Origin of the sequence: Trinickia sp. (assembly GCF_051953955.1) — a bacterium.
GTDB lineage: Bacteria > Pseudomonadota > Gammaproteobacteria > Burkholderiales > Burkholderiaceae > Trinickia.
The window spans coordinates 22190-43727 of the sequence record NZ_JBQCIF010000031.1; the positions used below are offsets into that span (position 1 = coordinate 22190).

Annotated in this window: 19 protein-coding genes; 2 read left to right on the forward strand and 17 right to left on the reverse strand. The window is 65.5% G+C overall.

Annotated features, from left to right (window positions below; translation table 11 throughout):
• Positions 1-4: 4 nt before the first annotated feature.
• The 7 genes from ACTHNZ_RS06775 to ACTHNZ_RS06805 form a co-directional block, all read right to left on the reverse strand.
• Entirely contained in the window at positions 5-763 is a 759-nt protein-coding gene (locus ACTHNZ_RS06775; protein WP_440541732.1) for a DotU family type IV/VI secretion system protein, read from the reverse strand.
• 41 nt (positions 764-804) lie between these two features.
• Positions 805-2136 carry a type VI secretion system baseplate subunit TssK gene (tssK, locus tag ACTHNZ_RS06780; RefSeq protein WP_440541807.1) on the reverse strand — a complete coding sequence of 444 codons (1332 nt, stop codon included), beginning with the start codon at positions 2134-2136 and terminating at the stop codon, positions 805-807.
• Between the two features lie 81 nt (positions 2137-2217).
• Positions 2218-2667 carry a hypothetical protein gene (locus tag ACTHNZ_RS06785; protein WP_440541733.1) on the reverse strand — a complete coding sequence of 150 codons (450 nt, stop codon included), beginning with the start codon at positions 2665-2667 and terminating at the stop codon, positions 2218-2220.
• Between the two features lie 71 nt (positions 2668-2738).
• Positions 2739-4157 (reverse strand): dicarboxylate/amino acid:cation symporter, encoded by a 1419-nt coding sequence (locus ACTHNZ_RS06790; RefSeq protein ID WP_440541734.1) that lies wholly within the window; start codon positions 4155-4157, stop codon positions 2739-2741.
• On the reverse strand, positions 4154-4864 hold the full coding sequence (locus ACTHNZ_RS06795) for an aspartate/glutamate racemase family protein (protein WP_440541735.1): 711 nt from the start codon (positions 4862-4864) through the stop codon (positions 4154-4156). The genes ACTHNZ_RS06790 and ACTHNZ_RS06795 overlap by 4 nt, the downstream gene beginning before the upstream one ends.
• A gap of 8 nt (positions 4865-4872) precedes the next feature.
• The gene (locus ACTHNZ_RS06800) at positions 4873-6150 is read right to left on the reverse strand and encodes a dicarboxylate/amino acid:cation symporter (RefSeq protein ID WP_440541736.1); all 1278 of its coding nucleotides are present in this window, start codon (positions 6148-6150) and stop codon (positions 4873-4875) included.
• 37 nt (positions 6151-6187) lie between these two features.
• Entirely contained in the window at positions 6188-7162 is a 975-nt protein-coding gene (locus tag ACTHNZ_RS06805) for a substrate-binding periplasmic protein (protein WP_440541737.1), read from the reverse strand.
• Between the two features lie 29 nt (positions 7163-7191).
• Between ACTHNZ_RS06805 and ACTHNZ_RS06810 the strand changes: the two genes are divergently transcribed.
• On the forward strand, positions 7192-7314 hold the full coding sequence (locus ACTHNZ_RS06810) for a hypothetical protein (protein WP_440541738.1): 123 nt from the start codon (positions 7192-7194) through the stop codon (positions 7312-7314).
• Between the two features lie 119 nt (positions 7315-7433).
• Here ACTHNZ_RS06810 and ACTHNZ_RS06815 read toward each other — a convergent pair whose 3' ends face one another.
• The 10 genes from ACTHNZ_RS06815 to tssB form a co-directional block, all read right to left on the reverse strand.
• Positions 7434-7820: a DUF4280 domain-containing protein gene (locus ACTHNZ_RS06815; protein WP_440541739.1), complete on the reverse strand. Its 387-nt coding sequence runs from the start codon at positions 7818-7820 to the stop codon at positions 7434-7436.
• A gap of 3 nt (positions 7821-7823) precedes the next feature.
• Positions 7824-8552 carry a toxin-antitoxin system YwqK family antitoxin gene (locus ACTHNZ_RS06820; RefSeq protein ID WP_440541740.1) on the reverse strand — a complete coding sequence of 243 codons (729 nt, stop codon included), beginning with the start codon at positions 8550-8552 and terminating at the stop codon, positions 7824-7826.
• An 18-nt stretch (positions 8553-8570) separates the two neighbouring features.
• A complete protein-coding gene (locus tag ACTHNZ_RS06825) occupies positions 8571-10496 on the reverse strand; it encodes a type VI secretion system Vgr family protein (protein ID WP_440541741.1) in 1926 nt (641 codons plus the stop codon).
• A gap of 174 nt (positions 10497-10670) precedes the next feature.
• Positions 10671-13367 (reverse strand): type VI secretion system ATPase TssH, encoded by a 2697-nt coding sequence (tssH, locus tag ACTHNZ_RS06830; protein WP_440541742.1) that lies wholly within the window; start codon positions 13365-13367, stop codon positions 10671-10673.
• 7 nt (positions 13368-13374) lie between these two features.
• Positions 13375-14475, reverse strand: a complete 1101-nt coding sequence (gene tssG, locus ACTHNZ_RS06835) for a type VI secretion system baseplate subunit TssG (protein ID WP_440541743.1) — start codon at positions 14473-14475, stop codon at positions 13375-13377.
• Positions 14430-16193, reverse strand: coding sequence for a type VI secretion system baseplate subunit TssF (gene tssF / locus ACTHNZ_RS06840; protein WP_440541744.1), 1764 nt, complete (start codon positions 16191-16193; stop codon positions 14430-14432). Before tssF ends, tssG begins: the two co-directional genes overlap by 46 nt.
• A 5-nt stretch (positions 16194-16198) precedes the next feature.
• On the reverse strand, positions 16199-16648 hold the full coding sequence (gene tssE, locus ACTHNZ_RS06845; RefSeq protein ID WP_440541745.1) for a type VI secretion system baseplate subunit TssE: 450 nt from the start codon (positions 16646-16648) through the stop codon (positions 16199-16201).
• Between the two features lie 66 nt (positions 16649-16714).
• Complete coding sequence (locus tag ACTHNZ_RS06850) at positions 16715-17203, reverse strand: Hcp family type VI secretion system effector (protein WP_440541746.1); 489 nt, start codon at positions 17201-17203, stop codon at positions 16715-16717.
• Positions 17204-17280: 77 nt separating this feature from the next.
• The gene (gene tssC / locus ACTHNZ_RS06855) at positions 17281-18774 is read right to left on the reverse strand and encodes a type VI secretion system contractile sheath large subunit (protein WP_440541747.1); all 1494 of its coding nucleotides are present in this window, start codon (positions 18772-18774) and stop codon (positions 17281-17283) included.
• Positions 18775-18837: 63 nt separating this feature from the next.
• A complete protein-coding gene (tssB, locus tag ACTHNZ_RS06860; protein WP_440541748.1) occupies positions 18838-19395 on the reverse strand; it encodes a type VI secretion system contractile sheath small subunit in 558 nt (185 codons plus the stop codon).
• Positions 19396-20283: 888 nt separating this feature from the next.
• Here tssB and ACTHNZ_RS06865 point away from each other — a divergent pair.
• A complete protein-coding gene (locus ACTHNZ_RS06865) occupies positions 20284-21504 on the forward strand; it encodes a DUF5621 domain-containing protein (protein WP_440541749.1) in 1221 nt (406 codons plus the stop codon).
• The last annotated feature ends 34 nt before the right edge of the window (positions 21505-21538 follow it).

The window sequence follows — 21538 nt, forward strand, 5'->3', positions numbered from 1 at the left end:
GCGCTCATGTGCTCGCTCCCACGACCGCATCGCCATGCAACGCGTGGCGAACCGGCCAGGACTGCCACAGCCAGAGGATCTCCGAGATGGCGAGCAATGCCACCACCGCGAGTAGCGCCATCACGCTCCACCGGCTCACCGTCGGCAGCTTGCGCGGCGCGATATGCGAAAGCGTGTTCGTATAGGCGGACTCGGCCACCACGCGGTCGCGGCCGCCCAAATCGGCGCGGCGCTGATAGATGAATTCGTAGAGCTCTTCGCGATAGCTGCGCAGGCGCGCGTCGGCCGCATCGCCCGCGCCGCGAAAGCGCCCCTGAAAGCCCATCGCCAACGCGAACAGATACAGGCGTGCGATGTCGCGGCGCGACGGCTCGCGATCGGACAACAACTCCTCGATCTTCTTGAAGACGAGATCGCCCGCGATGTTGGTGCGAAACAGCGCCGATTCGAGCAAGTACGCCGTCCATCGTTCGCGCCCGGCCCACTGCGTGTTGAGCAGCAATTCGTCGGCGAGCACCGCTTTGAGGTAGCGGGCGTCGGCCACGTTCTCGATGTCGAAGCGCGTGCTGTCGCGGCGCGATTGCAGCGTTTGGATCTCGAGCACGTTCAGCAAATGCCGCGACATGCCCTGTGCGGCCTGCTCCGCGTCGGTCTCGGATGCTTCGGAGAAGCGCCGCTGCGCCTTGACGAGCTCGTCGAGGAACGCGCGAAACTGCTCCATCGCGAGATCGTTGTCTCCGGTTTCCATACGGGTGCGTGCCATCTTAGTGCCCCACCTTCATGAGTGCCTAACCTTCTGTCTTTTCAGTCTTTCGTGAACAACAACATTTCCTGGGGCCGCTGCGCGCTCGCGCCCTCGCTCGGATTGCCGACGATGAACGCTTCGCCGGCCCGCACGAGCGCCGGGTCCGTCTCGATCTCGAACAGCAGATAGCCGGAGCCCGACCGTATGCCGAGTTCCTCGGCATATTCGACCGTGCGGCGCGCGGCACCGAGCACGCGCCGGCTGCGCAGCGACGCATAGACCGATTCCGAGCCGATGACTGCGCCATCCATCCACGCCAACAAGTCGCGATCCGATTGCCCGCGCAGCCCGATCACGAGCCGCCCTTCCACCCAGGGCGCTTGCAGTGCGATATCGAATTTGTCGTTGCCGTAGCGGAATTTGCGTTCGCGATATCCCTCGCTGACCTCCGCGATTGCCTCGCGCAGCGAATCGAGCAGCGGCGTGAACACGGCCAGCGGATCGGCGTGGTCATAGTCGGGAGGCACGGGCGGCAGGCCGCCCGGCGCGAGCATCGAGAGCGAGCCGTGCAGCGCGGCCAGCGCGTGATAGAGCGCGAGCGGATGAAGATGGGGCGTGCGCAATACGGCTTCCGCGAACGGCAGTGCAGAAAGCAGGCTGCGCAGCCTGTCCTTCAGCTCGAGCTGCGTCAGGCGATCGTCGGCCTTCGACGAGGGAATGGCCGTTTGGCGCGCCACGAAGGCCGCTTTGCCGCGCACCTGGCCGAGCAGCGCCGCCACCGCCGTCCACAGCGGGTTGTCCCGCGCGACTTCGAGCAGCGGCGGCTGCCGCGCGCCGAGCTTGATCACCTCGTTGTCCTTGTAGACCGTGCCGAGGCACAGCGAGACGAACCGCCCGGAAGGCACCTCCCCCGCTTCGAGCGCGAGATTCGGCACGAGACGCGGAATGTCGGCCGCCGGGGCACCCGACGTATCGTCCTCGACGGGCTCGCCGGGTACCGAGCGGAACCGGCGCATCTCTGCCTCGCCGCGCATCGACGCCGCGACGGGCAGCGTGAGATAAATCGCGAGCGTCGTCGTGGCCAGCCGCTCCGCGTGCGGGGCCAGCGAAAGCTCGAGCCGGCCGCGCTGCTCGAGCTCGGCCGAATAGGACACGGCCGTGCCGTCCGGCATGATCGCGTCGAGCGCGAGCACGCGCACGATGCCCGCGGCCAGCAAGCCCTCGTCGAACACGAGACGGCGCACGCCCCAGCTGAACGGCGCCGCGGCCAGGCTCTGCCATGCGACGAGCGAATCGACGCGCGCACCGAGCAGCTGGAAGTGCTGCGGCGCGAGCAACATGCCTTCGAACCATTCGACACGATCGACGACGGGAACGAGCCGATCAGCCATGACGGCACCTCCGGTCGGACAGAGCGGCACGGCCGCATAACGGTGCGGCTCGGCGGGAATCGTAAGCACTGCGAAGTTCTGTCATTTCACGCTCGAAATGGAAAATGCGTTCTCGCCCAATTGCACGACGAGGCGGCCGCTGAGCCGCTCGACGCGCACGCGGTGAGCACCGGGGCCCGGGTAGTCCGCAAACACGAAAACGCCTGCCACGCGCGGCCCGCGCAACTTGTCTCCTGGGATGGTCAGCCTCTGGCCCGGCACCAGCTCCCAGCTTTGGTAATGAAGCGCATCGGGGAACGTGCCGACGAGATCGCCGCGCGCGGCGAACCATTTCGAAGCCGGCAATTCGGCGATGCGCGCGAGCATGGCCTTGTCGGTCACGAACACGACGTCGATCGCGATCGGGCTGTCATTGTTCGCCTGGTCGCTCGCCGCGAGCGTCATCTCGTCCCACTTCACTTTTTCGCCCGACGGAAACAGCATCGAGCATCCGGCGAGCGACGCGAAGCACAGCGCTGCCGCAAGCGACACGGTCCAGCGCCGAACGCGCCCGCTTTCGCCGTGCGCGCGCAGAGACCGCTTCCGAGAGCATCGCGAATCCGTCATCTTGCTCCCACTCCTATCCCCATGACTACGATCAAAGAAGCCGCCACCAGCGCGCACAGTGCGACCGCCGCGAGCTGCGCGCGCGTGAACGCGAGGCGCACCATCGCCGCTTCGCCGAACGCGTGCTTCGGCTGCAGCGGTGCGGCGGCCCGTTCGGCCTGCAAGCCGGCCGACGCGAGCGCGACGACCGTGCAGGTGGCGAGCAGGCTCAGCAGATTGCGCGGGCCGTCGCAGATCAAATCGACCGCGACGAACAACACCAAGGCCGCCTCGGCGGGCAGCCGCAGCGCCGACAATGCGATCCCCGCGGCCGCGATGCCGCTCACGCCGTTGCGTCCCGCCGAAACGAAAGCCGCTATGGTAGCTGCGACGACGATCATCAGACAGTCCCCGATCGCGAGAGGATGGCCGTACAAGTTCGCGACGAACGAGGCGACGAGCGCGAAATAGAGCGCGGAGCCCGCGCGCAGGAATACCGCGCCGAACGGCACGACGAGCTCCGCGACGCCACGGCTGAGGCCGAGACGCGCGCTCATCGCTTCGATCGTATGCGGGATCGCCGCGGTCGCCGTGCCGGAGGTGAATCCGACCAGCATCGGTGCGCGCAGGCATGCGACGGCCCGCCCGAACGAAACGCCCGTGCGCATGGCGATTGCGGCCAGCGCGATGCACGACAGCGCCCCCGCCAATACGAGGAAGAGCGAGATCACGCCGCTCATGGCCGACAAGATCTCGTGCTGAGTGTGCGCAACCAAATGAGCCGCCGTGCCGAACACCAGCACCGGCAGCAGCAGGTTCGCGTAGTCGATGAGCGCTTCGAGCGTGCGGTAGATGCTTTCGAAGATTCCGTTGAGCACCTTCGTCTGCTCGGCGGACAGCGCGGCGAATGCCATTCCGAAGAAGATCGTGCACGTGAGGATGCCGAGCGCCCGGCCGCTCGCGAGCGCGCCGTAGAAGTTGTCGGGCACGAGATCGCGCAGCGCGAACAGGTGGTCGGCCGCTTGCTCGCCTTGGCCGAACAAGGCCATGCGCAGTTCCCCCGCATCGCCGCCGCTCGCCAGGATGAGCCGGCCCAATTGCGCATGCGCGGCCTCGGACAAATGCAATCCCGGCGCCGCTGCCACACCGGCCAGCGTGCCGACGAGGGCGCCTAGCGCCACGAGCGCGAGCGCCAGCATCAGCATCGTGCCGATGCGCAGGCCCGGCCGCGGCAGCCCCATCAGTTGCCGCAGCCCGAAGAACATCGCGACGACGAGCAGCGGCACGGCGGCCATGTTCACGATCGAAATGTACATCTGGCCGACGACGTAGGCTGCCTCCCCGAGCGGCTCGGCAAAGGCGCCGGCCACGCTGCCGAGCACGACGCACAGCACGAGCACGAGCGCGGAATTGGGCAGTTGCCTCAGCTTGTTCATACGGGCCGGTTCCAGCCGTGCGAGAGTGCGTAGGAGACCGTCGCGCGCGCCAGCTCGAGCGTGCTGTCGATCGTCGGGATCGGCGGCGCCCCCATCTGCTGCGCGGCAAGCGGCAGCTCGGTGCACCCCAGCACGGCCACCTGCGCGCCTTGGCGGGCAAGCCAGTCGAGGGCCCGCGCGAGATGCTCGGTCGAGGCGCCGATCTTGCCGGCCTTGACGTCGTTGATGCAGGCGTCGACGTGCCGCTGCGTCGCCGCGTCGGGCTCGACGGGTTCGAAGCCGCGCGCAGCGAGGATTCGCTGGTAAAGCCCCGAGTGCAGCGTGCCGCCCGTCGCCAGCACGGCCACGCGCCGCGCGCCGGGGGGCAGCGCCTCGACGCTCGCCTCGGCGATGTGGATGATCGGCGCGCGGCTCTTGGCATGCAGTTCGTCGTACCAGTGATGCGCGGAATTGCACGGAATGACGACGAGCTCGACTTCGTTGCGATTCAAGATGTCGATGCCGTGCAACAGCGCCGGCAACGGGCTCTCGCCGTCGCCGAGCATCGCCGCCGAACGGTCCGGGATATGCGGCAGATGCACGACGAGCAGCGGCAAATGCTGTTGGTCGCGCACGGCGCCCGCTGAGCTCGTCAATTCGATCACCCGCTCCATGAAATCGACGGTGGCGAGCGGCCCCATGCCGCCGAGAATTCCGATCAGTGCCATCGCGACTCCTAGAGCTTCAGCGGCCGGGGGCAAATGATCGACACGGCCGCCGTGTTGCCGATGACGAGGATGAGCGTGCGCAGCATGTCGCAAAGCGGATCGACCGCCAGGAAGAGGATGAAGGCCGCCTCGAACGGCAGGCTCAGATACACGCAAGTCATGCCGATCAGCGATACCGTGACGAGCCCCGTCATGCCGGCGGACGCGAAGCCCGCGAGGACCGAGGCGAGCAAGACCGTGCTGACCTCGACGACGCCGAGATGGCGCCCGTACAGCTGCGCGATGAACAGCGTGGCGCAAACGTAGTAGACCATCGGCCCGACGCGCAGCAGCGACACCGTGAGCGGCACCATCAGCTCCACGCGCGAGCGCGCGAAACCCAGGCGGTCAGCGAGGCTTTCGATCATGCTCGGCATGCAGGCGGCGCTGTTGCGCGTCGCCAACGCGAGCGCGAACGGCGCGCGCAGCGCCTCGAGCGTGCTGCCAAGCGAATTGGCCGAACGCTTCCAGATGATCGTCGCGGCCAGCACGAGCAGCAATACGGCCACGACGAAGAACGCGATGACGAACTGCAGCATCGCGTGCAGCGGCCCTACCCCGGATTTGCCCAACTGCGCCGCGCTCATGCAGAACAGGATCAGTGGCAGCGGATAGCTGAGCCAATGCATGAGCTTTTGGCATGCGTGATAGACCGTTTCGAGCGCTTGGCTCAAGCCGACGGAAATGCGCTCCGGCACGCGGCCCACGGCCAGGCCGAACAGCAATGCGAACACAAGCGCCTTGAGCGCGTCGCCGCTGGCGAGCGCCGCGAAGATGTTGCTCGGCACGAGGCTCTTGAGCATGTCGGTCAATCCCACCGTTTTCGGCACGGTGTCGGTGCCGTACAGGCTCATCACCGTCTCGTTCGAGCCCGTGTCGTCGCTGCCGACCATCGCGCCGAACGTATGCATCGTCGCCGTGGAGATGTTGGCGCCGGGCCGCATCGTCAGCAGCACGAGCGCGCCGATCACGGCAACCGTCGCCGAGGCGCCGAGAATCACGACCACCACGCGCAGCAGCAAGCGCGACGTGCCGCCGTCGCGAAACAAGCGCTGCAGGCTGAAGATGACGGCCGACACCATGAACGGCAACGTCGTCATCTTGAGCAAGTTGACGTAGAGGTCGCCGATCACGTCGAGCCGTTGCGCCAACGCGGGCATCAACAAGCCGAAGGCGCTCCCGAGCGCGAGGCTGCCGATCACCACCCAAGGGTTCACGGCAAAGGCGTAAAGCTGTTTCGTATTCATCGTCTGGTCTCCGACATGCGCCTTTGGCTTCGTCTGGTTAGTTATCGGTTGCTTCGAGCAGGGTCTTCACGCTGAGCTTCTTGCTGCGCTCGGCCAAGAACTGATTGACGAACGCGAGCAGCGCCGGCGTGGACACGTTCACGCCGATCGCGATCGGATCCTCGAGATCGTCGAGCGTCACGACGCGCAGCCTCAGCGACGCCGTGGGATCGCTTTTGAGAACGTGCTTGACTTCGAATTCGTCGCGGTAGGCTGCCGTCACCTCGCCTTTGTCGAGCCCGCCGAGCAGCGCATCCCAGCTCGGGTACGGCTTGACCTTCGCATTGGGGAAGTTCGTCTGTACGTACTGCGAGTACGACGAGTTCATCACCACGCCGATCGTGCTGTCGTACGTGCGGATCACCTCGGGCGCGGGACGGCCGTGGGCCACCTGCGCAAAGTTCAAGCGATTGAGTAGCAACGCGCGATGGAGACGAACGTACGGCGTGCTGAAACTGATGATCTCCGCGCGTGCCAAGGTGCGCGAGAGCTTGCTGATCGCCAGATCGGCATCGCCGTTCGCGAGAAGGCTCACGACGCCGTCGAACGTCTTCGCATCACGGTTGAAACGCACCTTGACGCCGAGCTTGGCCGCGAGCTCGTCGGCGATCTCGACGTCGACACCCTGCAGGCGGCCATCGCGCGTTTCGAAGAACGGCGGCTGGTCGACGCCGAGCATCGCCACGACCAATTCGCCGCGATTCAAGATACGGGCGAACTCGGGGGCGAGCAACCGGCCATCGGGCATGCGCACGAGACCGGTGGGCGTGACTTGCTGCGGCGCGCTGGCCGGTGCCGCGACCGCCGGTGCGGGCATCGGCTTGCCGGCCGCCTCGGCGGCGCTCGCGGCGCCGAACACGCCCATGCAGATCGCCAACGCGGCGGCGCCGAGGCGAATCGCGCACGCGCGCAGCGGCCCAGCCGCAAAATGGCGCCTATGCGAGGCGGGATCCGAAAGATGAAGCGTAGGCATAGCGATTACCGTGTGCAGTTCAAGAAGCGTTGGAAGCTGCCGCCGCGGACGCCGCAGCGTCCGTGCTCGCCGGCAAGGGTGCGCGTTCGCTCGCGACCGGGCCGCCGGTCATCGTGGCGGCCGATACGGCGGGCGACGTCGGCGAGGCATAGCGCGCACCGATTTCGACGCCGAGCAGAAACAGCAGGACGCATAGAAACAGAACGCAGCAAGCCGCAATCGTCGCCATTCGCGCTGTCATGGAAAAAACGTAAGGCATTGCGGGTCGTCCTCAGGGAACCATGGTGGTGAATTGCGCCGGCGCGACGATTTGGATCACGCCGCCCCAGTTGCACATCAATTTGGAACTGTTCTGCAGCGCGGGCTGGCTGCCGATCAGGACCGTCGGCGAACCCGGCGCCCACGGCGCTGCCGTGACCGGCACGCACGGCATCGGCGTCAGCACGCCCATCGCCGCCGCGGTCGCGGCCGCCACCTGCGGGTTGGCCGGGCAGTTGCACATGCCGAACGGCATGACGTTGACCATCGGCGCGTTGTCCATGATGCTCGCGGCGGGCGCGCCCGACATGACGCACGCCGTCGGCAGCACGTTCAGCGATGAAGGCGCCACGCCGAAACTGCATTGCAGCAGGGTGCCGGTGGTAACGAGCATGCTCATCGATCACCCCTTGACCCATTTTTCGAAGTTCGCGACGATCTTCGGCAGACCGCCCGCCGCACCGGCGGCCGGCGCGTCGACGCCGCGCCATGCCTCCTGCGGCTTGCCGTTCGCGTAGCGGCGCTCCGCGCTCACGGCGCCGTCCGCATCGAAGCGCTTTGCCGTTCCGTGGAGCAAGCCCGCGTGATAGGGCAGGCTCTGAACCAGCGCCCCATCGGCGGCGTACTCGCGCGTCTCGCCCTCGAGCGCGCCGGCCCGATACCGCGCCCGGCGCACGACGACGCCTTCGTGCAGATAGACGGCCTCGCCGTCGAGCTTGCCGGCCACGTAAGGAAGGCGGGACGTGACCTGGCCCGACGGCGCGTACGTCACGCTCTCTCCCTGCAGCACGCCGGCCACGAACCGCTGCCGCGCAGCCACGCGGCCGTCCTGATAAAGCTTCGTCACGCCATGCTCCTTGCCGTCCGCGTAATGCGCCTCCTTCACGGGCACGCCCGGCGGGTCGAACGCGCGCATCGGTCCCGACAGCGCGCCGTGCGCGTACTGCGCCTCGAACGTCGGCGTGCCGTCCGGCGCACATCGCGTCATCGGCCCGTGCGGCACCCCGCTCGACATCGACGTGCGGGCGATGACGGCGCCGCTCGCGTCGCGCTGCTCGACCACCTCGTGCGCATCCCTGCCCGGCAGCGTGCCCGGTGCGCGGGGAGAGGTCGTGGGTTCGGAATCGGACATGGGCTGTGTGTGTCGGCGTCAATTGATCTTCACGAGGCCGCCCTTCACGGTCAGCATGCCGCCGCCGTCGACCGTCGCCGTCGCCGAAGCCTTGGCCTGCACCTCGAGCCCCTGGATCGTGAGCGTGGTGCCCGCCTTGTTCTCGAGCGTCGTGCCGGCCTGATTCGAGAGCGCCGTGCCCGCTTGAGCGGTCAGCGACGTGCCCGACTTGAACGTGATCGAGCCGCTGACGTCGATCGTCAAATTCCCGCTCACCTTGAGCGTGTAATCCCCCGTCACGTTGTGCGTGAACTTCGCGTGGTTCGTATGCGTCTCGTCGCCGGTCACGTCGAGCGCGCGCGTGCCTTTGACGTTGTGCGTTTCGTTGCCCTTCTGGACGTCGACGGTGCGGTCTCCCTTCTGAACCGTATGCGTCTCGTTGCCCGCGATCACCGTGGTCGCCAGCGCATTTTCGATCGACACGTTCATGTCTTTCTGCGCATGCAGATACAGTTCCTCGCTGCCCGTCTTGTCCTCCATGCGGATTTCGTTGCCGGCCGAGCCGCCCTTGGACGAGCGCGACATGATCGTGCTGCGCGTCTGCATCGACGGCTGAGCATAAGGCAGCGTACTCGACTGGTTGTAGACGCTGCCCGTCACGAGCGGCCGGTCGGGATCGCCGTCGACGTAGCTCACGATCACCTCTTGCCCGACGCGCGGCAGAAAGAAGTGCCCCCAGCCGTTGCCGGCGACGGTCTGCGCGACGCGCACCCAGCACGAGGTGTTTTCGTTCGCCGTGCTCGAGCGGTCCCAATGGAACTTGACCTTGATGCGCCCATAGGCATCCGTCCAGATCTCTTCGCCCGAAGAACCGGTGACGGTCGCCGTGTGGTTGCCGGCGACGACGGGCCGAGGCGTGACGAGCGGCGGGCGAAACGGCACCGACGACGGGAAGACTTCGAATTCGTTCGCGTAGACGTCGTTCGTCGCGCTGTGCTCTACGGAACGGACGACGTACGTCGCATTGACCGCGCTGTTGGCATGGCCGCCCAGCGTGAAGGTCGAGCCCGCCGTGAGCGCATAGCAGGCGCTCCCGCCGCGGCCCGTCTGCTGGCCGATTTGCTGCGCCGCGAGCCGCAAGTCGGCCGTGCGCGTGCTGTCGGACGCCTGCGCGTAGCGTCCGGGAAACGTATAGCGCGTGCCGTTGGTCGTCCCGCCCGATGCGGAGGACGTCGCCGTGGAAACGGCCGCGGACGTGTAGTCGTAATCGGCCACGATGTGCGTGCGCTCCGTCAGGCCGGTGACGAGCTCGAACGCGCTCACGCGCTCGGAAGGGCTGTGCGCCACCGAATCGCTCGAGAACCACAGTTGCGAGGCATTCGGTGCCGGCTCGTGCGCGGACGGGCTGTCCGCGAGCACCATCGTGTGGCTGCCGTTCGCGAACGTGAAGAAGTAGAAGATGCCCTCTTCTTCCATCAGCCGCGAGATGAAGTCGAACGGACTTTCGTCGTACTGCACGCAGTACTCGCGCGCAACGTAAGTCCCCGTCGTGCTTTGCTTCACCGTCACGCCGAGCCCCGACAGCACCTGCTGAACGATATCGAGCGCGCTCATGTTCTGGTAGATCGTGCGATCGCTGCCGAGCGTGGCCAACCACAAACGCGGCGCGAGCGCCGCGGAATAGTACCCGCCCGTCGCATCGGCGCCGACCTGCGCGAAGCGCGTCACGATGCCGTTGAAGTAGCGAGCCGTTCCTCCCTGCGTTTGCAGTGTCACGGTCGCGCTTTGGCCGACGATCGACGCAGCCGACAGCGCGGTTTGCGTCGAGCGCATACGCAGCTCGAAATGGAACGGCTCCGAAATCGCCTCCCGGCCCGAGAAACCTTCGAGCAGCAGCACGTCCGCGCCGAACGGCGTCGTCACCGAAAGAAAGCTGCCTGTCTGGACCGTCGTGACTTGCGTCATCTCAGCCTCCCGCTGGGCCGCCCCGAGGGAGGCTGAGGCCCCCCCGGGGGGCAGCGAACGACAGTGAGCGTTGGGGGTCGTCCATAATCAGCCTCCCGCTGGGCCGCCCCAAGGGAGGCTGAGGCCCCCTCGGGGGGCAGCGAACGACAGTGAGCGTTGGGGGTCGTCGCATAATCAGCCTCCCGCCGAGAACGTGAACGCGAGACCGCCGGTAGGCGTGAACGCCAAATGCACCGCACCGAACGGCTCGGCCACGGAGATGCGCTCGAGCACTTCCCTCGCAAGCTCCGGCAAAACGATCTGCGTGAGGATGTGATCCACGTTGCGCGCGCCGCTGTCCACTTCCTTGCAGCGCTCGGTAATGACGCGTGCGAACGCATCGTCCCAGGTAAGCTCGGCGTGGTGATTGCGCGAGAAGCGCTCCGCCAGCCGGTTCAGCTTCAGGTTCACGATCGCCGCAATTTGCGCGTCGCCGAGCGGATAGTACGGCACGAGCACGAGCCTGCCGAGAAAGGCTGGGCTGAACTGACGCAGCAGCGGCGGGCGCAGCCGCTCGATCAGTTCGGCGGACGACGGGCGGCGGCCTCCCTGGCACGCATCCGTGATGATCTCTTGCGCCGCGTTCGACGTCAGCAGAATCAGCGTGTTCTTGAAGTCGATCGGCACCCCCTCGCCGTCTTCCATGACCCCTTTGTCGAAAACCTGGAAGAACAGCTCGAGCACGTCCGGATGCGCTTTTTCCATCTCGTCGAGCAGCACGACGCTGTACGGACGGCGGCGCACCGCTTCGGTCAACACGCCGCCACGCCCGTAGCCGACGTACCCCGGCGGCGCGCCCTTGAGCCCCGATACGCTATGCGCCTCCTGGAACTCCGACATGTTCACCGTGATCATGTTGCGCTCGCCGCCATAGAGCGTGTCAGCCAGAGCCGCGGCCGTTTCGGTCTTGCCGACGCCGCTCGGCCCGACGAGCAGGAACACGCCCACGGGCTTGCTCGGGTCGTCGAGATCGGCCCGGAACGTGCGCACGCGCCGTGCGATCGCATCGAGCGCCTCGTCCTGGCCGACGACGCGCTCGGCCAGCTTGTCGTGCAGATAGAGCACCGTATGCAGTTCGTCGGCCAACATGCGGCCGACGGGAATCCCGGTCCATCCCGAGATCACCTCGGCGACCACCGCCGAATCGACGTACACAGGCACCATCGGCTCGTCGTTCTGTACCGCTTCCAAGCCTTTTTCGAGGCGGCCGAGATTCGCCAGCAGCGAAGCGGCGTCCTCGCCCTCTTCGGCGGGCTCGGGCGCATCGACCTGCCGGGCGATCTTGCTGCGCCAGGCGAGGATCTCCTCCACGGCGCGCTGCTCGGTGGCGAGCTTGTCCGTGAGCCGGCCGTGTTTCGCGCGCTGCTCGTCGAGCTGCTTCGTCAGCGCGGCGATGGCATCGGCATGATCGGCGCCCGTCGCGGCCTCGTGGCGCAGGATACGCAATTGGTTCTCGCCCGAATCGAGCGCACGGCCGAGCGCTTCGATGTCCTCGGGGATGCCGCTTTGCCCGATCGCCACGCGCGCGCACGCCGTGTCGAGCACGCTGATGGCCTTATCCGGCAATTGGCGCCCCGAAATGTAGCGGTGCGAGAGCTTGACTGCATCGCGCACGGCCTCGTCGACGATCTCGACGCCGTGATGATGCTCGAGCTTCGGCACCATGCCGCGCAGCATCTCGATGGCCACCGCCTCGCTGGGCTCGTCGACTTTGACGACTTGGAAACGGCGCGCCAGAGCCGGATCGCGCTCCACGTACTTCTTGTATTCGGCCCAGGTGGTCGCCGCGATCGTGCGCAGCTCGCCGCGTGCGAGCGCGGGTTTCAGCAAATTGGCGGCGTCGCCCTGGCCCTCGCTGCCGCCTGCGCCGATCAACTGATGCGCTTCGTCGATGAACAGAATCACCGGCACCGGCGACGCCTTGACTTCCGCGATGACCGATTTGAGCCGATTCTCGAACTCGCCCTTCACGCCCGCACCGGCTTGCAGCAATGCGAGATCGAGCGAGCGTACCGTGACGTTCAGCAACGCGGGCGGGACCTGGCCTTGCACGATCCGTTGCGCGAAACCCTCGACCACGGCGGTCTTGCCGACGCCAGCCTCGCCCGTGAGAATCGGATTGTTTTGGCGCCGCCGCAGCAGCACGTCGATCAGCTGGCGGATTTCGAGGTCGCGCCCGTAGATCGGATCGATCGCGCCTTCCCGAGCCAGCTCGGTCAGATCGACCGTGAATTGCGCTAGCGCCGATCCGCCCGGCCCGCCTCCGACTGCCGACGGCATGGCCGGCAGCGGCGCTTTGCCCGTCGGCGAACCGCCGCCGGCCGCACCCGCGGCAGGCGCGCTCGAAGGCCCGCCGTCCTCGTTCGAGGTGGCGAGCACGGCCGCCAGCGATTCGCGCAGCGTCGCGCGCGGAATCTTCAGCAGCGAGGGCGCGGAGTCGATCAGCAACCCGCGCAGGCTGTCGACTTCGAGCAGCGCCAGCAGCACCGTGCCCGAGCGAATCTGCTGCTGCCCGAGCAACATCGAACTCAACAGCCAAGCTTCTTGAAAGAGCCTCGAAAAGTTAGGCGACAGCGCAGGCGTGCGGCCGTTGCCGCGCTTGAACTGGTCGACGGCCTTTTGCAACTGCCCGCAGACATCGGGCGACGCAACCTCGAAATGTTCGAGAATGGCTCGCAGATCGGGCGCGTCGGATTCGAGCAATTGCAGCAGGAAGTGCTCGACGTCGACGTTGTAGTGCGTTTGCCGCACGCACAGCTGCGCCGCCAGCTCCATGGCGTGCTTGCATGCCGGATCGAGCCGGCTCACCAACGTGCGGATGTCGATTTCCATAGGGCCCTCAGGCGTTCGATGAGCGCCATGCCGCCGAGGACGGCGGCATGCGCAGTGTGAATCGAGCAGGCGCCAGCGGCTTGTCCGCCTTGGCGCCCAGGCCTGCATTCGCGCGCGGCGCGGCTTGCCCGCCGAGCCAAGACGTCCAGCCGAGCCGCGCGGCACCGGCTCCGCCGGCCGCGCAGGCCGGCCGCCGCTCCGCCGGCCGCAGCACCACGTGAACGTCGAGATCCTGTTCCAGATACGACTGCACGAGCCACGCCGTCAACTCGTGCAGCTTGCCGCCCGGCAACAGGGCATCGAACTCGTCGCGCGGCAGATCGACGAACTCGATGCGGATGCCCGCCGCTTGGTCCCACGAGCGCCGCCCGACGACGGCCCGGCCGTTCAGGCGCGAAGCCATGCCGCCGAGCCCCGACAGACGCGCCGAATCGCGCGCATCGAGCTCGCGCCAGCCGCCGACGAACTGGCCACCTCGCACGGCCACGCCGAGCCGGTCGGACAGCAGCGCCAGCAAGCCCGACATCGAACGCGGCGCGCCGCCGAGCAAGCCAGCATGGCGCAGCCAGCGACGCGCGCCCCCGGGCCCGCGCTCGCCAGAGCGCAAACCGAGATTGCCCAGCGCGTCGAGGCATGCCGTCAACGCGGCTTCGTCGGGCGCGCGCCCGTTCAAGGCCGGCGCGTGCTTCTGCCGGCTCCGATACAGGAACGAAAGAAAGCGATGATTGAAGATGTCGAGAAAGTCCGACATCGCCGTCTCGCGCGCCGCGCGCCGCATGAGGAGCCACTCGGTGAACGGCAGCGGCAGCGGGCCGCTCGCGCCGGCGAGCGTCATCGCCGCGGTGCTGACGGTGTAGGCCGCGCGCTCGCCGCTCGCGCTTCGTGCGCGCACGCTGCGAATGTCGCTCGGCTCGAACGCGAGCGAAACGTGTCCCGTGAAGCGCACCGCTTCGTCCGCTCCGTCGCCCGTTCCGAGCGGGCGCGCCCAGGACTGCCCGCGCTCCAGCAGATGGATCGCCTGGAACAGATCGAAGTCCTGGGGATGAGCGAGAAGCTGCGCGATCAGAGCAGCTGCTGGCAACCGGTCATCGGTTCCCATTGCTTCCATGTCTCATCTCCACGGCAAACCACGAGCCGGACGAAGGAGTTGACCGAGGTGCACATCGCGAAGAAGCGCGCGAGCACCGCGGCCATCAATAGCGGCGAGCTGCCCACATAAGCATCGGCATCGAACTCGATGTTGACTTCGGTGCCGCGGCAATAGCCGCGCCAAGCGTCGGTGCCGACGTGCGCCGTCACATGGCGGGCGCCGATGCGGCTGATTCCGCGAATTTGGTCTTGCTCGCGCAGTCCTTCCGAGGCGAACAAGCTCAGCATCTCCTGCAGCTCGCGGCGGCCGTTGGGGCCACTGACGAGCGAATGATAGTTGCGCGTGAGCAGCGACACGAGCCGCCACAGCGTCTCGCTGCCGAGCGGCGGATCGCGCGGGGCCGTCGGCTCGTACAGGCATCGCACGCGGGCGTTGCGAGAGACGCGTTCGACGAGCATGCGGGCGCCGATCGGCACGTGTTCGGCCAACCGCCGATTCGTGCAAAGGACGTTCGCATAGACGATCGGCGAGACGGGATCGACGAAACGGTGGCCCGCATCGACGAAGCTCAGATAGGTGTCGACGCCCGGCAAGTTGCCGCGCATGCTGTGTTCGCGACGCGCGAACCAGTAGGTGGCGTGCTTGTCGGCGCCGTCCGCATCCATGCGATCGACCGCCGTATAGCCGGGCAGCGTGATCGCGCGATCCGCAACCGGATCGGACGCGATGACGGAGACGATCGAATGAACCTCCGTGATCGCCTCGCGCTTGTGATCGGCGACGAGGCGGTGCTCGTAGCGGCGCCCATCCACGATGAGCGGCTCCGTCGTTTGCGCAAACAGGTTCACGACGGGCGTGCAGCCCAGGCGGAAATGCTGGGCGCCGATATGCGAAAGCGCGCGCGGCATCCGATTCAAATGAAGGACGATCTCGCAGCTGCGCCCGCTGCCGAAGGCCCCGGCGGGCACTTCCAAATCGAAGAAATGAAACTTGCGCGCAAAGGCGAAGTACTCCTGCAGCAGCCCATAAGCCGGATGCGCGTGAGCCGGCTGCGGCAGGACGCGGTCTTCTTCCGCGTAGCCCACTTCGCGCCAGGCCGCCTGCGAAAGGCGCACGCGGGGCGCGCCGGCAGGCTCGAGCGAGATGCCGACGACGGCCGAGACGAGCAACTCGTAGAGCGGCATCGTGATCATCCAGTCGCCGTGCAAATGCAGCCGCAGCTTGCGCACCTCGAGCTCGGAGAAGTCCACGCCCGGCTCGCAGTCGAGGCGCAGGCGCAGCGTCGTGTCGTCGCCGAAACGCGCATCGCCGATGACGAGCGGCCACAGCACGGTTTCCCAGGCGGTCCGGAAGCGGCACGCATCGCCCGCTTCGGTGAGGGCCGACAACGCGGTATGCCGCGGCACGCGAAAGCCGGCCGTCACCTTGCCTTGGGTCGGGTCGAGCTCGAACTGGGCGACCGTCATCGAGGGCACGCTCTGGGCGAGCGACGGGCAAACGTTCTCGAGCAGCGCCGAGGCGATTTGCGGAAACGCCTGGTCGAGATCGCGATGCACGCGCGCAGCCAGAAACGCGGTGGCTTCGATGAGACGCTCGGTATGCGGGTCGAGCGACTCCGTGCCGTGCAGCGCGAGGCGCGCGGCGACCTTCGGGTAGCGCTCGGCAAAATCCGCCCCCTGCACGCGCAGGTAGGACAGCTCGCGCTTGTAGTACTGAAGAATGTCGTCTTGCGCCATGTCGGTCAGGATTCGTCCGGGTCGTCCTGGCTCACGCCGGCGCCGGCCGCCAATTCAAAAAATACGTGCTGGACCGAGCGTTCGACGCGAATATCGCCGTCGACGACGAGCACGGCATCGCGGCCCGCCTCGCCGCGGAAATCGAACTTCACGACGACGTTGGCGAGCCTCGGCTCGAACAGCGCGATCGCATGACGGACGGCGGCGAGAATGGCCTCGCGGTCCGCGCCCGAACGCAGCGACCGCTCCGAAAAATCGGGCACGCCGTAATCGAGCACGCCGCATTCGCTACGGGCGAACTCGGCCATCGTCAAGCGCGAGCGCGCGTTGACGAGCCGCGAGAGCTCGCGCGCCACCGAAGCCTTGAGCGCACCCTCGCCTTCGAGCCAGGCGTCGGCATCTTCGACGAGGCGCTCGAACAGCGGCATCGGGTAGCCTTGGCGCATGGTCGACATAACGTAAGCGTTGGACGAACGGCAACGCGGCGCGCCTCGATCGCAAGGCGCACCGCGCTCATTTCATTACGACACGCTGACGGCTTTGTTCGCGGCCAGATCCCAGCCGAACGACGCATTGCCCTTCTTCGTCGAGTCGGTGTTCTGCTGCGTGTACTGCGACGTCATCTGCGTGAAGTGGATCGTGACCGAATCCGACATCTCGGAGCTGCCGCCGCCCGTGCTGATGTGCGAAATCATCGAGTTGCTCAACACGTACTTCATCAGCAGCATGAACTTGCCGCCTTCGTTGCGGCCGATCGAAATCGTCGCGTCGCCGAGCTTCGTGCCCGCCGCGCAGGCTGCGTACAAGGCCGGCGTGGCTTGATCCGTCGCCTTGGTGATCGAGAACTCGCTGAAGCTCGGCCGGCCGAGCGTACGCTCCGTGTTGGCCGTGTCGGAGTTCATCGGCATGCTGACGCTGTGGCTGAACGAATAGAGGATGATGCCGTCGGCGTAGCCGTCGATGAGCGAGTTGCCCTTGATGTCCTTGAACTGCAGGATGACTGTATCCATGTCTGATCCGAATCGGTAAATGGCGAAAGAGGCGGCGGCGCCAAGGCGCACGCCGCGCGTTCATGCGTCGCTTGCCGTTAGGCCGCGGCCGCCGGCAGGTCGGCCACGAGCCGGATGGAAGCCGTCAGGTCTTCCATCTGGAAATGCGGCTTGATGAAGCAGGTGGCGCGGTACGAGCCGGGCTTACCCGGCACTTCCGTCACGTCCACGCGTGCTTCGCCGAGCGGGAAGCGCGCCTTCTGCTCCTGCGATGCCGACGGGTTGATCAGCACGTAATCGGAGATCCAGTTGTTCAGATACGCCTCGATGCCGCCGCGCGTCTGGAAGCTGCCGATCTTGTCGCGCATGATGACCTTCAGGTAATGCGCGAAACGCGACGCCGCGAGCACGTACGGCAGGCGCGCCGACAGCTGAGCGTTCGCGTTGGCCTCGTCCTTGTTGTACAGCACGGGCTTGTTCGCGGTCTGGCCGCCGAAGAACGCCGCGAAGTCCGAACCTTTCGAGTTGACGAGCGCGATGAAGCCGAGATCGCTGAGCTCCTTCTCGCGGCGATCCGTGATCGTCACCTCGGTCGGGCACTTGAGCGTGACGTCGCCTTCCGACGTCTTGTAGGCATGCGCGGCGATGCCCTCGACCTTGCCGCCGCCTTCCACGCCGCGGATCGCCGTGGACCAGCTGTACTTGGCGAACGCATCGGTGATGCGCAGGCCCATCTGATAAGCCGAGTTCGCCCACAAGTACTTGCCGTGATCCGTGCCGTCGACGTCTTCCTCGAAGTTGAAGCTCTCGACGGGCTTCGTCTTCGCCCCATAGGGCAAACGCGCCGCGTAGCTCGGCAGCACGAGCGAAACGTAGCGCGAATCCTCGGAGCCGCGGAAGCTGCGCCATGTCGTCAGCTCGGCGCTTTCGAAGATCTTCGACAGATCGCGCGCCACGCCGAGTTCGGTGAACGACTTCAAATCGAAGAGGCTCGGCGCCGCCGCCGCAATGAACGGGGCATGAGCCGCCGCTGCCACCTTCGAGACGCGCTCGAGCAGCGCGATGTCTTGCGGATGACGGCCGAACGAATAATCGCCGATCAACAGCGAGTACGGGTAGCCGCCGAACGTGCCGTATTCCTCTTCGTACACCTTCTTGAAGAGTACGCTCATGTCGTGATCGACGGCCGATTCGAGGTCCTTCAGCAGTTCCTTCTTCGTGACGTTGAGCAGGCGCAGCTTCAGGCGCGTGCTCGTCTCGGTGCCGTAGACCATATCGTGCAGCCCCGTCCAGGACGCTTCGAGCGCCTGGAAGTCGGAGTCGTGCATGATCGCATTGAGCTGATCCGTGAGCAGTTTGTCGATCTCGGCGACGCGCTCGTTGATCATCGCGACGACGCCCTTGTCCGGGCTCGTGCGCATGCCTTCATCGAGGATCTGCGAGGCGAGCTGGCCGATCAGCTTCTTGGCGTACACGCCCTGCGAGGGCTCGACGGCCATGTTGCCCTCGAGCACGATGCGGTCGAGCAGGCTCAGGTCTGCGTTCGTCGCGGTGCCGGCGGCCGACGATTCGACGGCGGAATTCGTTTCCATCTGGTAGTCCTTTATGAGTTCGTTGCATCAGCGACTACGGGCGCTCGGCCCGCGTCGCGCCGCTCATGCCGCCGGCGCGCCTTCGGCTGCCGGTTCGCCGGCTGCCGGTTCCGCCGCGCTTGCGGCTCCGCCGGCGTTCGCCTCGCTCTGCACCTTCTTCAACTCTTCGGAATTCAACACGATGCGCTCGAGGATCGAGTCGAGCTCGTCATTGCCGTCGAGCTTGCCGAGCAAGTCGCGCAACTGCTGACGCGCTTCGAGCAGCTTCGCCAGACGCGGCACTTGGCGCACGATGCTCTCGGGATGGAAATCCGAGAACTGATTGAATTTCAATTCGACCTTGAGGTTGCCCTCGCCTTTCATCGTGTCCGGCACCGACAAGTCGAGCCGCGGGGCGATCTTGCCCATGATCTCGTCGAAGTTGTCGCGATCGATTTCGACGAAGCGGCGCTCCTTCAGCTTGGGCTGCGGCGTGGCCGGCTGCCCCGAAAGATCGGCGAGCAAGCCGACGACGAGCGGCAACTCGCGCTTTTCGACGGCATCGCCGATCTCGACGTCATAGGTGATCTGGACGCGCGGCGGACGATTGCGCCCGACCCACTTCTGCAAACTATTGGACATGGTCCCCTCCGGACTGAAAAACACGAACACGCAATCGAAACGTCCGCATGCGTGACACTTCGCGATGAAATGACTCGGATTCGTAGGGGGCGGGTGCTTCGAAGCGGGGCGAAAAGACCACCCCTGAGATGCCGGGAAGAAACGCGACGAAACGAGCCAATGGGCTGCTTTGCGCCGACTCCCAGCAATGACAATGAATCGGCACGCCCCCCGACCGCACACCCATTCACTGCCGAGGCCAGCACGCTCACCAGCCGGTGCCGCGCGTGCCTCGTGATGATTCACTCAAACGGTCGATGTTCGACTATCCGTGGGTTGTCCCTATGTAGAAAAACTTATGTGGTCCGGCACGCACAACACGACATTCTTTTCTGGTCTCTTTGACGCGGGACTCTAACATAGAAAGCTTAAAAAGTGTTGAGCGTTCAAGGCATGTTCGACGTTCGATTTAAGGGTCCGTCTGCGTATCCAATCGGCACGTAAGAGCACGTAATTTTTTCTGCAACGCCCGGGAAGAAGTTAAGTGCAAACCCTAATTGCACCAAACCAATTTGACACCTATGCGACAACCGCCAGCGCGCGCGCTTTTCGTATGCTCGCGAATAACCGGTCGCTAAATTCGCGCGCTCGTCGGCGAAATCGGTTCCACTCCCGTTGAACGGATTCGCCTATCTCAAATTTCTTTCACAGCGATGACGGCGCCATCGATGAAATGGCGGCGCGGCGACACGTAAGCGCAATCCCCCTCGGCACTGCATTCATTCGCTCATTGCAACGCGGCCGAGCGCGCTGCTATGCTGCGGTCGCAAGTTGAGTTGCCGCCAAGCCCCCTGTGGCCGGGGAAACCCTAACCAACGAGCCACGCCGTTCCGCTCACGGGGGATGATCATGCCTGCGTTCACGCCGCCAGTATTTACTGTCTTCAATCACGGAACGTGTGCCAGCCGTGACGGCCAGGGGGAAATCGTCGCGGAATTCGGCCGCCTTGCCGCCGGTGTCGAGTATCGAGACTTCCTAATATGCGACGGCCCCGGCAGCAACCCAACGACGAGCGCAATACCGGGACAATTCAATCCGTTCACGCGCGACAAGCAAGCCAAATCGTTTTTCGGTAGCAAGGAGATGGGGCACACCCATCATAATTGGCAAGCCACCGGAGTCATGACGGGAGCCGGTTGGGACGATAACGTCATGCACGCCGTCGCGACGATTGCGGAATTGAATCCCGCACCGCGAACCATCAACATGCTCGGATGGAGCCGTGGCGCGGTCACCTGCACGAAGCTCGCCTACAAGCTGCGGGAAATCTTTCCCGATATCGCCATCAACATCTTCGCGGTGGACCCCGTTGCCGGAATAGGCAACAAGAGCGACGACGATACGCGCACGATTCGCGGGAACGTCAAGAATTATTTGGCCGTGCTGTCGATGCACGAAACGCGCGGCTTCTTCAAGCCGCAGGACATCAAGCGCGTGACGTTCACCAATGCGGAGACGAACGCAATTTACGTGCCGTTCCCCGGCAACCACGGCGGCCAGGTCAACCTCGACAAGACCGTAAAAAAGGAATTGGGGGAAGCGGCGCAGATGGTGTGGTTTCTCGCATGGAAATTCCTCGATCACTTCGGCACGCGATTCACGGCCCCGCCGTCACCCGATTACAACGGGCTCGAGCAATGCAATCTATATGCGAAGATGAAAGCGAAGATGCCCGGATATAAGAAGACGAGTCCCGGCATTGGAGGCGCTTTTCTCGGCGCGCGTAAAACCCGCGATTTTCTCAATAATCGAATCGACCAATACGTCAAATTCTCCGATTTTTTCATCAGCGAGCATCACCGCCGCATCTTCAAACGCACGCTGCCGGCGCTTTACAGCTGGGTTTTCGAGAATCAGGGAATCGATACGCAAGCGGTCATGCAAGATTTCAAGAAAACCGCTTTTCATACGGCGCTCAATCAATCGCTCGTCGATATCGGCTTTCAGACCACGAAGCTGAGCGGCGTGCCTACCGTACTGCTGCCGATCCGGGGCGGCGGCCAGCAGGCGGTGGAAATTTCCCCGCAGCAGCTCACGGCCAGCATGTCCCGCATGGGACTGTACGTTTGATCGCTGCGCTTCATGCGCTTCGTACGCTTTTGCC

Excerpts from the sequence above, each read along its gene's own strand:
- ACTHNZ_RS06800 (WP_440541736.1), bottom strand. The coding sequence starts at position 6,150 with ATGAATACGAAACAGCTTTACGCCTTTGCCGTGAACCCTTGGGTGGTG.
- ACTHNZ_RS06850 (WP_440541746.1), bottom strand. The coding sequence starts at position 17,203 with ATGGATACAGTCATCCTGCAGTTCAAGGACATCAAGGGCAACTCGCTC.
- ACTHNZ_RS06795 (WP_440541735.1), bottom strand. The coding sequence starts at position 4,864 with ATGGCACTGATCGGAATTCTCGGCGGCATGGGGCCGCTCGCCACCGTC.
- ACTHNZ_RS06790 (WP_440541734.1), bottom strand. The coding sequence starts at position 4,157 with ATGAACAAGCTGAGGCAACTGCCCAATTCCGCGCTCGTGCTCGTGCTG.
- tssK (WP_440541807.1), bottom strand. The coding sequence starts at position 2,136 with ATGGCTGATCGGCTCGTTCCCGTCGTCGATCGTGTCGAATGGTTCGAA.
- tssB (WP_440541748.1), bottom strand. The coding sequence starts at position 19,395 with ATGTCCAATAGTTTGCAGAAGTGGGTCGGGCGCAATCGTCCGCCGCGC.
- tssG (WP_440541743.1), bottom strand. The coding sequence starts at position 14,475 with ATGGAAGCAATGGGAACCGATGACCGGTTGCCAGCAGCTGCTCTGATC.
- ACTHNZ_RS06825 (WP_440541741.1), bottom strand. The coding sequence starts at position 10,496 with ATGACGCAAGTCACGACGGTCCAGACAGGCAGCTTTCTTTCGGTGACG.
- ACTHNZ_RS06865 (WP_440541749.1), top strand. The coding sequence starts at position 20,284 with ATGCCTGCGTTCACGCCGCCAGTATTTACTGTCTTCAATCACGGAACG.
- tssC (WP_440541747.1), bottom strand. The coding sequence starts at position 18,774 with ATGGAAACGAATTCCGCCGTCGAATCGTCGGCCGCCGGCACCGCGACG.
- tssH (WP_440541742.1), bottom strand. The coding sequence starts at position 13,367 with ATGGAAATCGACATCCGCACGTTGGTGAGCCGGCTCGATCCGGCATGC.
- ACTHNZ_RS06775 (WP_440541732.1), bottom strand. The coding sequence starts at position 763 with ATGGCACGCACCCGTATGGAAACCGGAGACAACGATCTCGCGATGGAG.
- ACTHNZ_RS06815 (WP_440541739.1), bottom strand. The coding sequence starts at position 7,820 with ATGAGCATGCTCGTTACCACCGGCACCCTGCTGCAATGCAGTTTCGGC.
- ACTHNZ_RS06820 (WP_440541740.1), bottom strand. The coding sequence starts at position 8,552 with ATGTCCGATTCCGAACCCACGACCTCTCCCCGCGCACCGGGCACGCTG.
- tssF (WP_440541744.1), bottom strand. The coding sequence starts at position 16,193 with ATGGCGCAAGACGACATTCTTCAGTACTACAAGCGCGAGCTGTCCTAC.
- tssE (WP_440541745.1), bottom strand. The coding sequence starts at position 16,648 with ATGTCGACCATGCGCCAAGGCTACCCGATGCCGCTGTTCGAGCGCCTC.
- ACTHNZ_RS06805 (WP_440541737.1), bottom strand. The coding sequence starts at position 7,162 with ATGCCTACGCTTCATCTTTCGGATCCCGCCTCGCATAGGCGCCATTTT.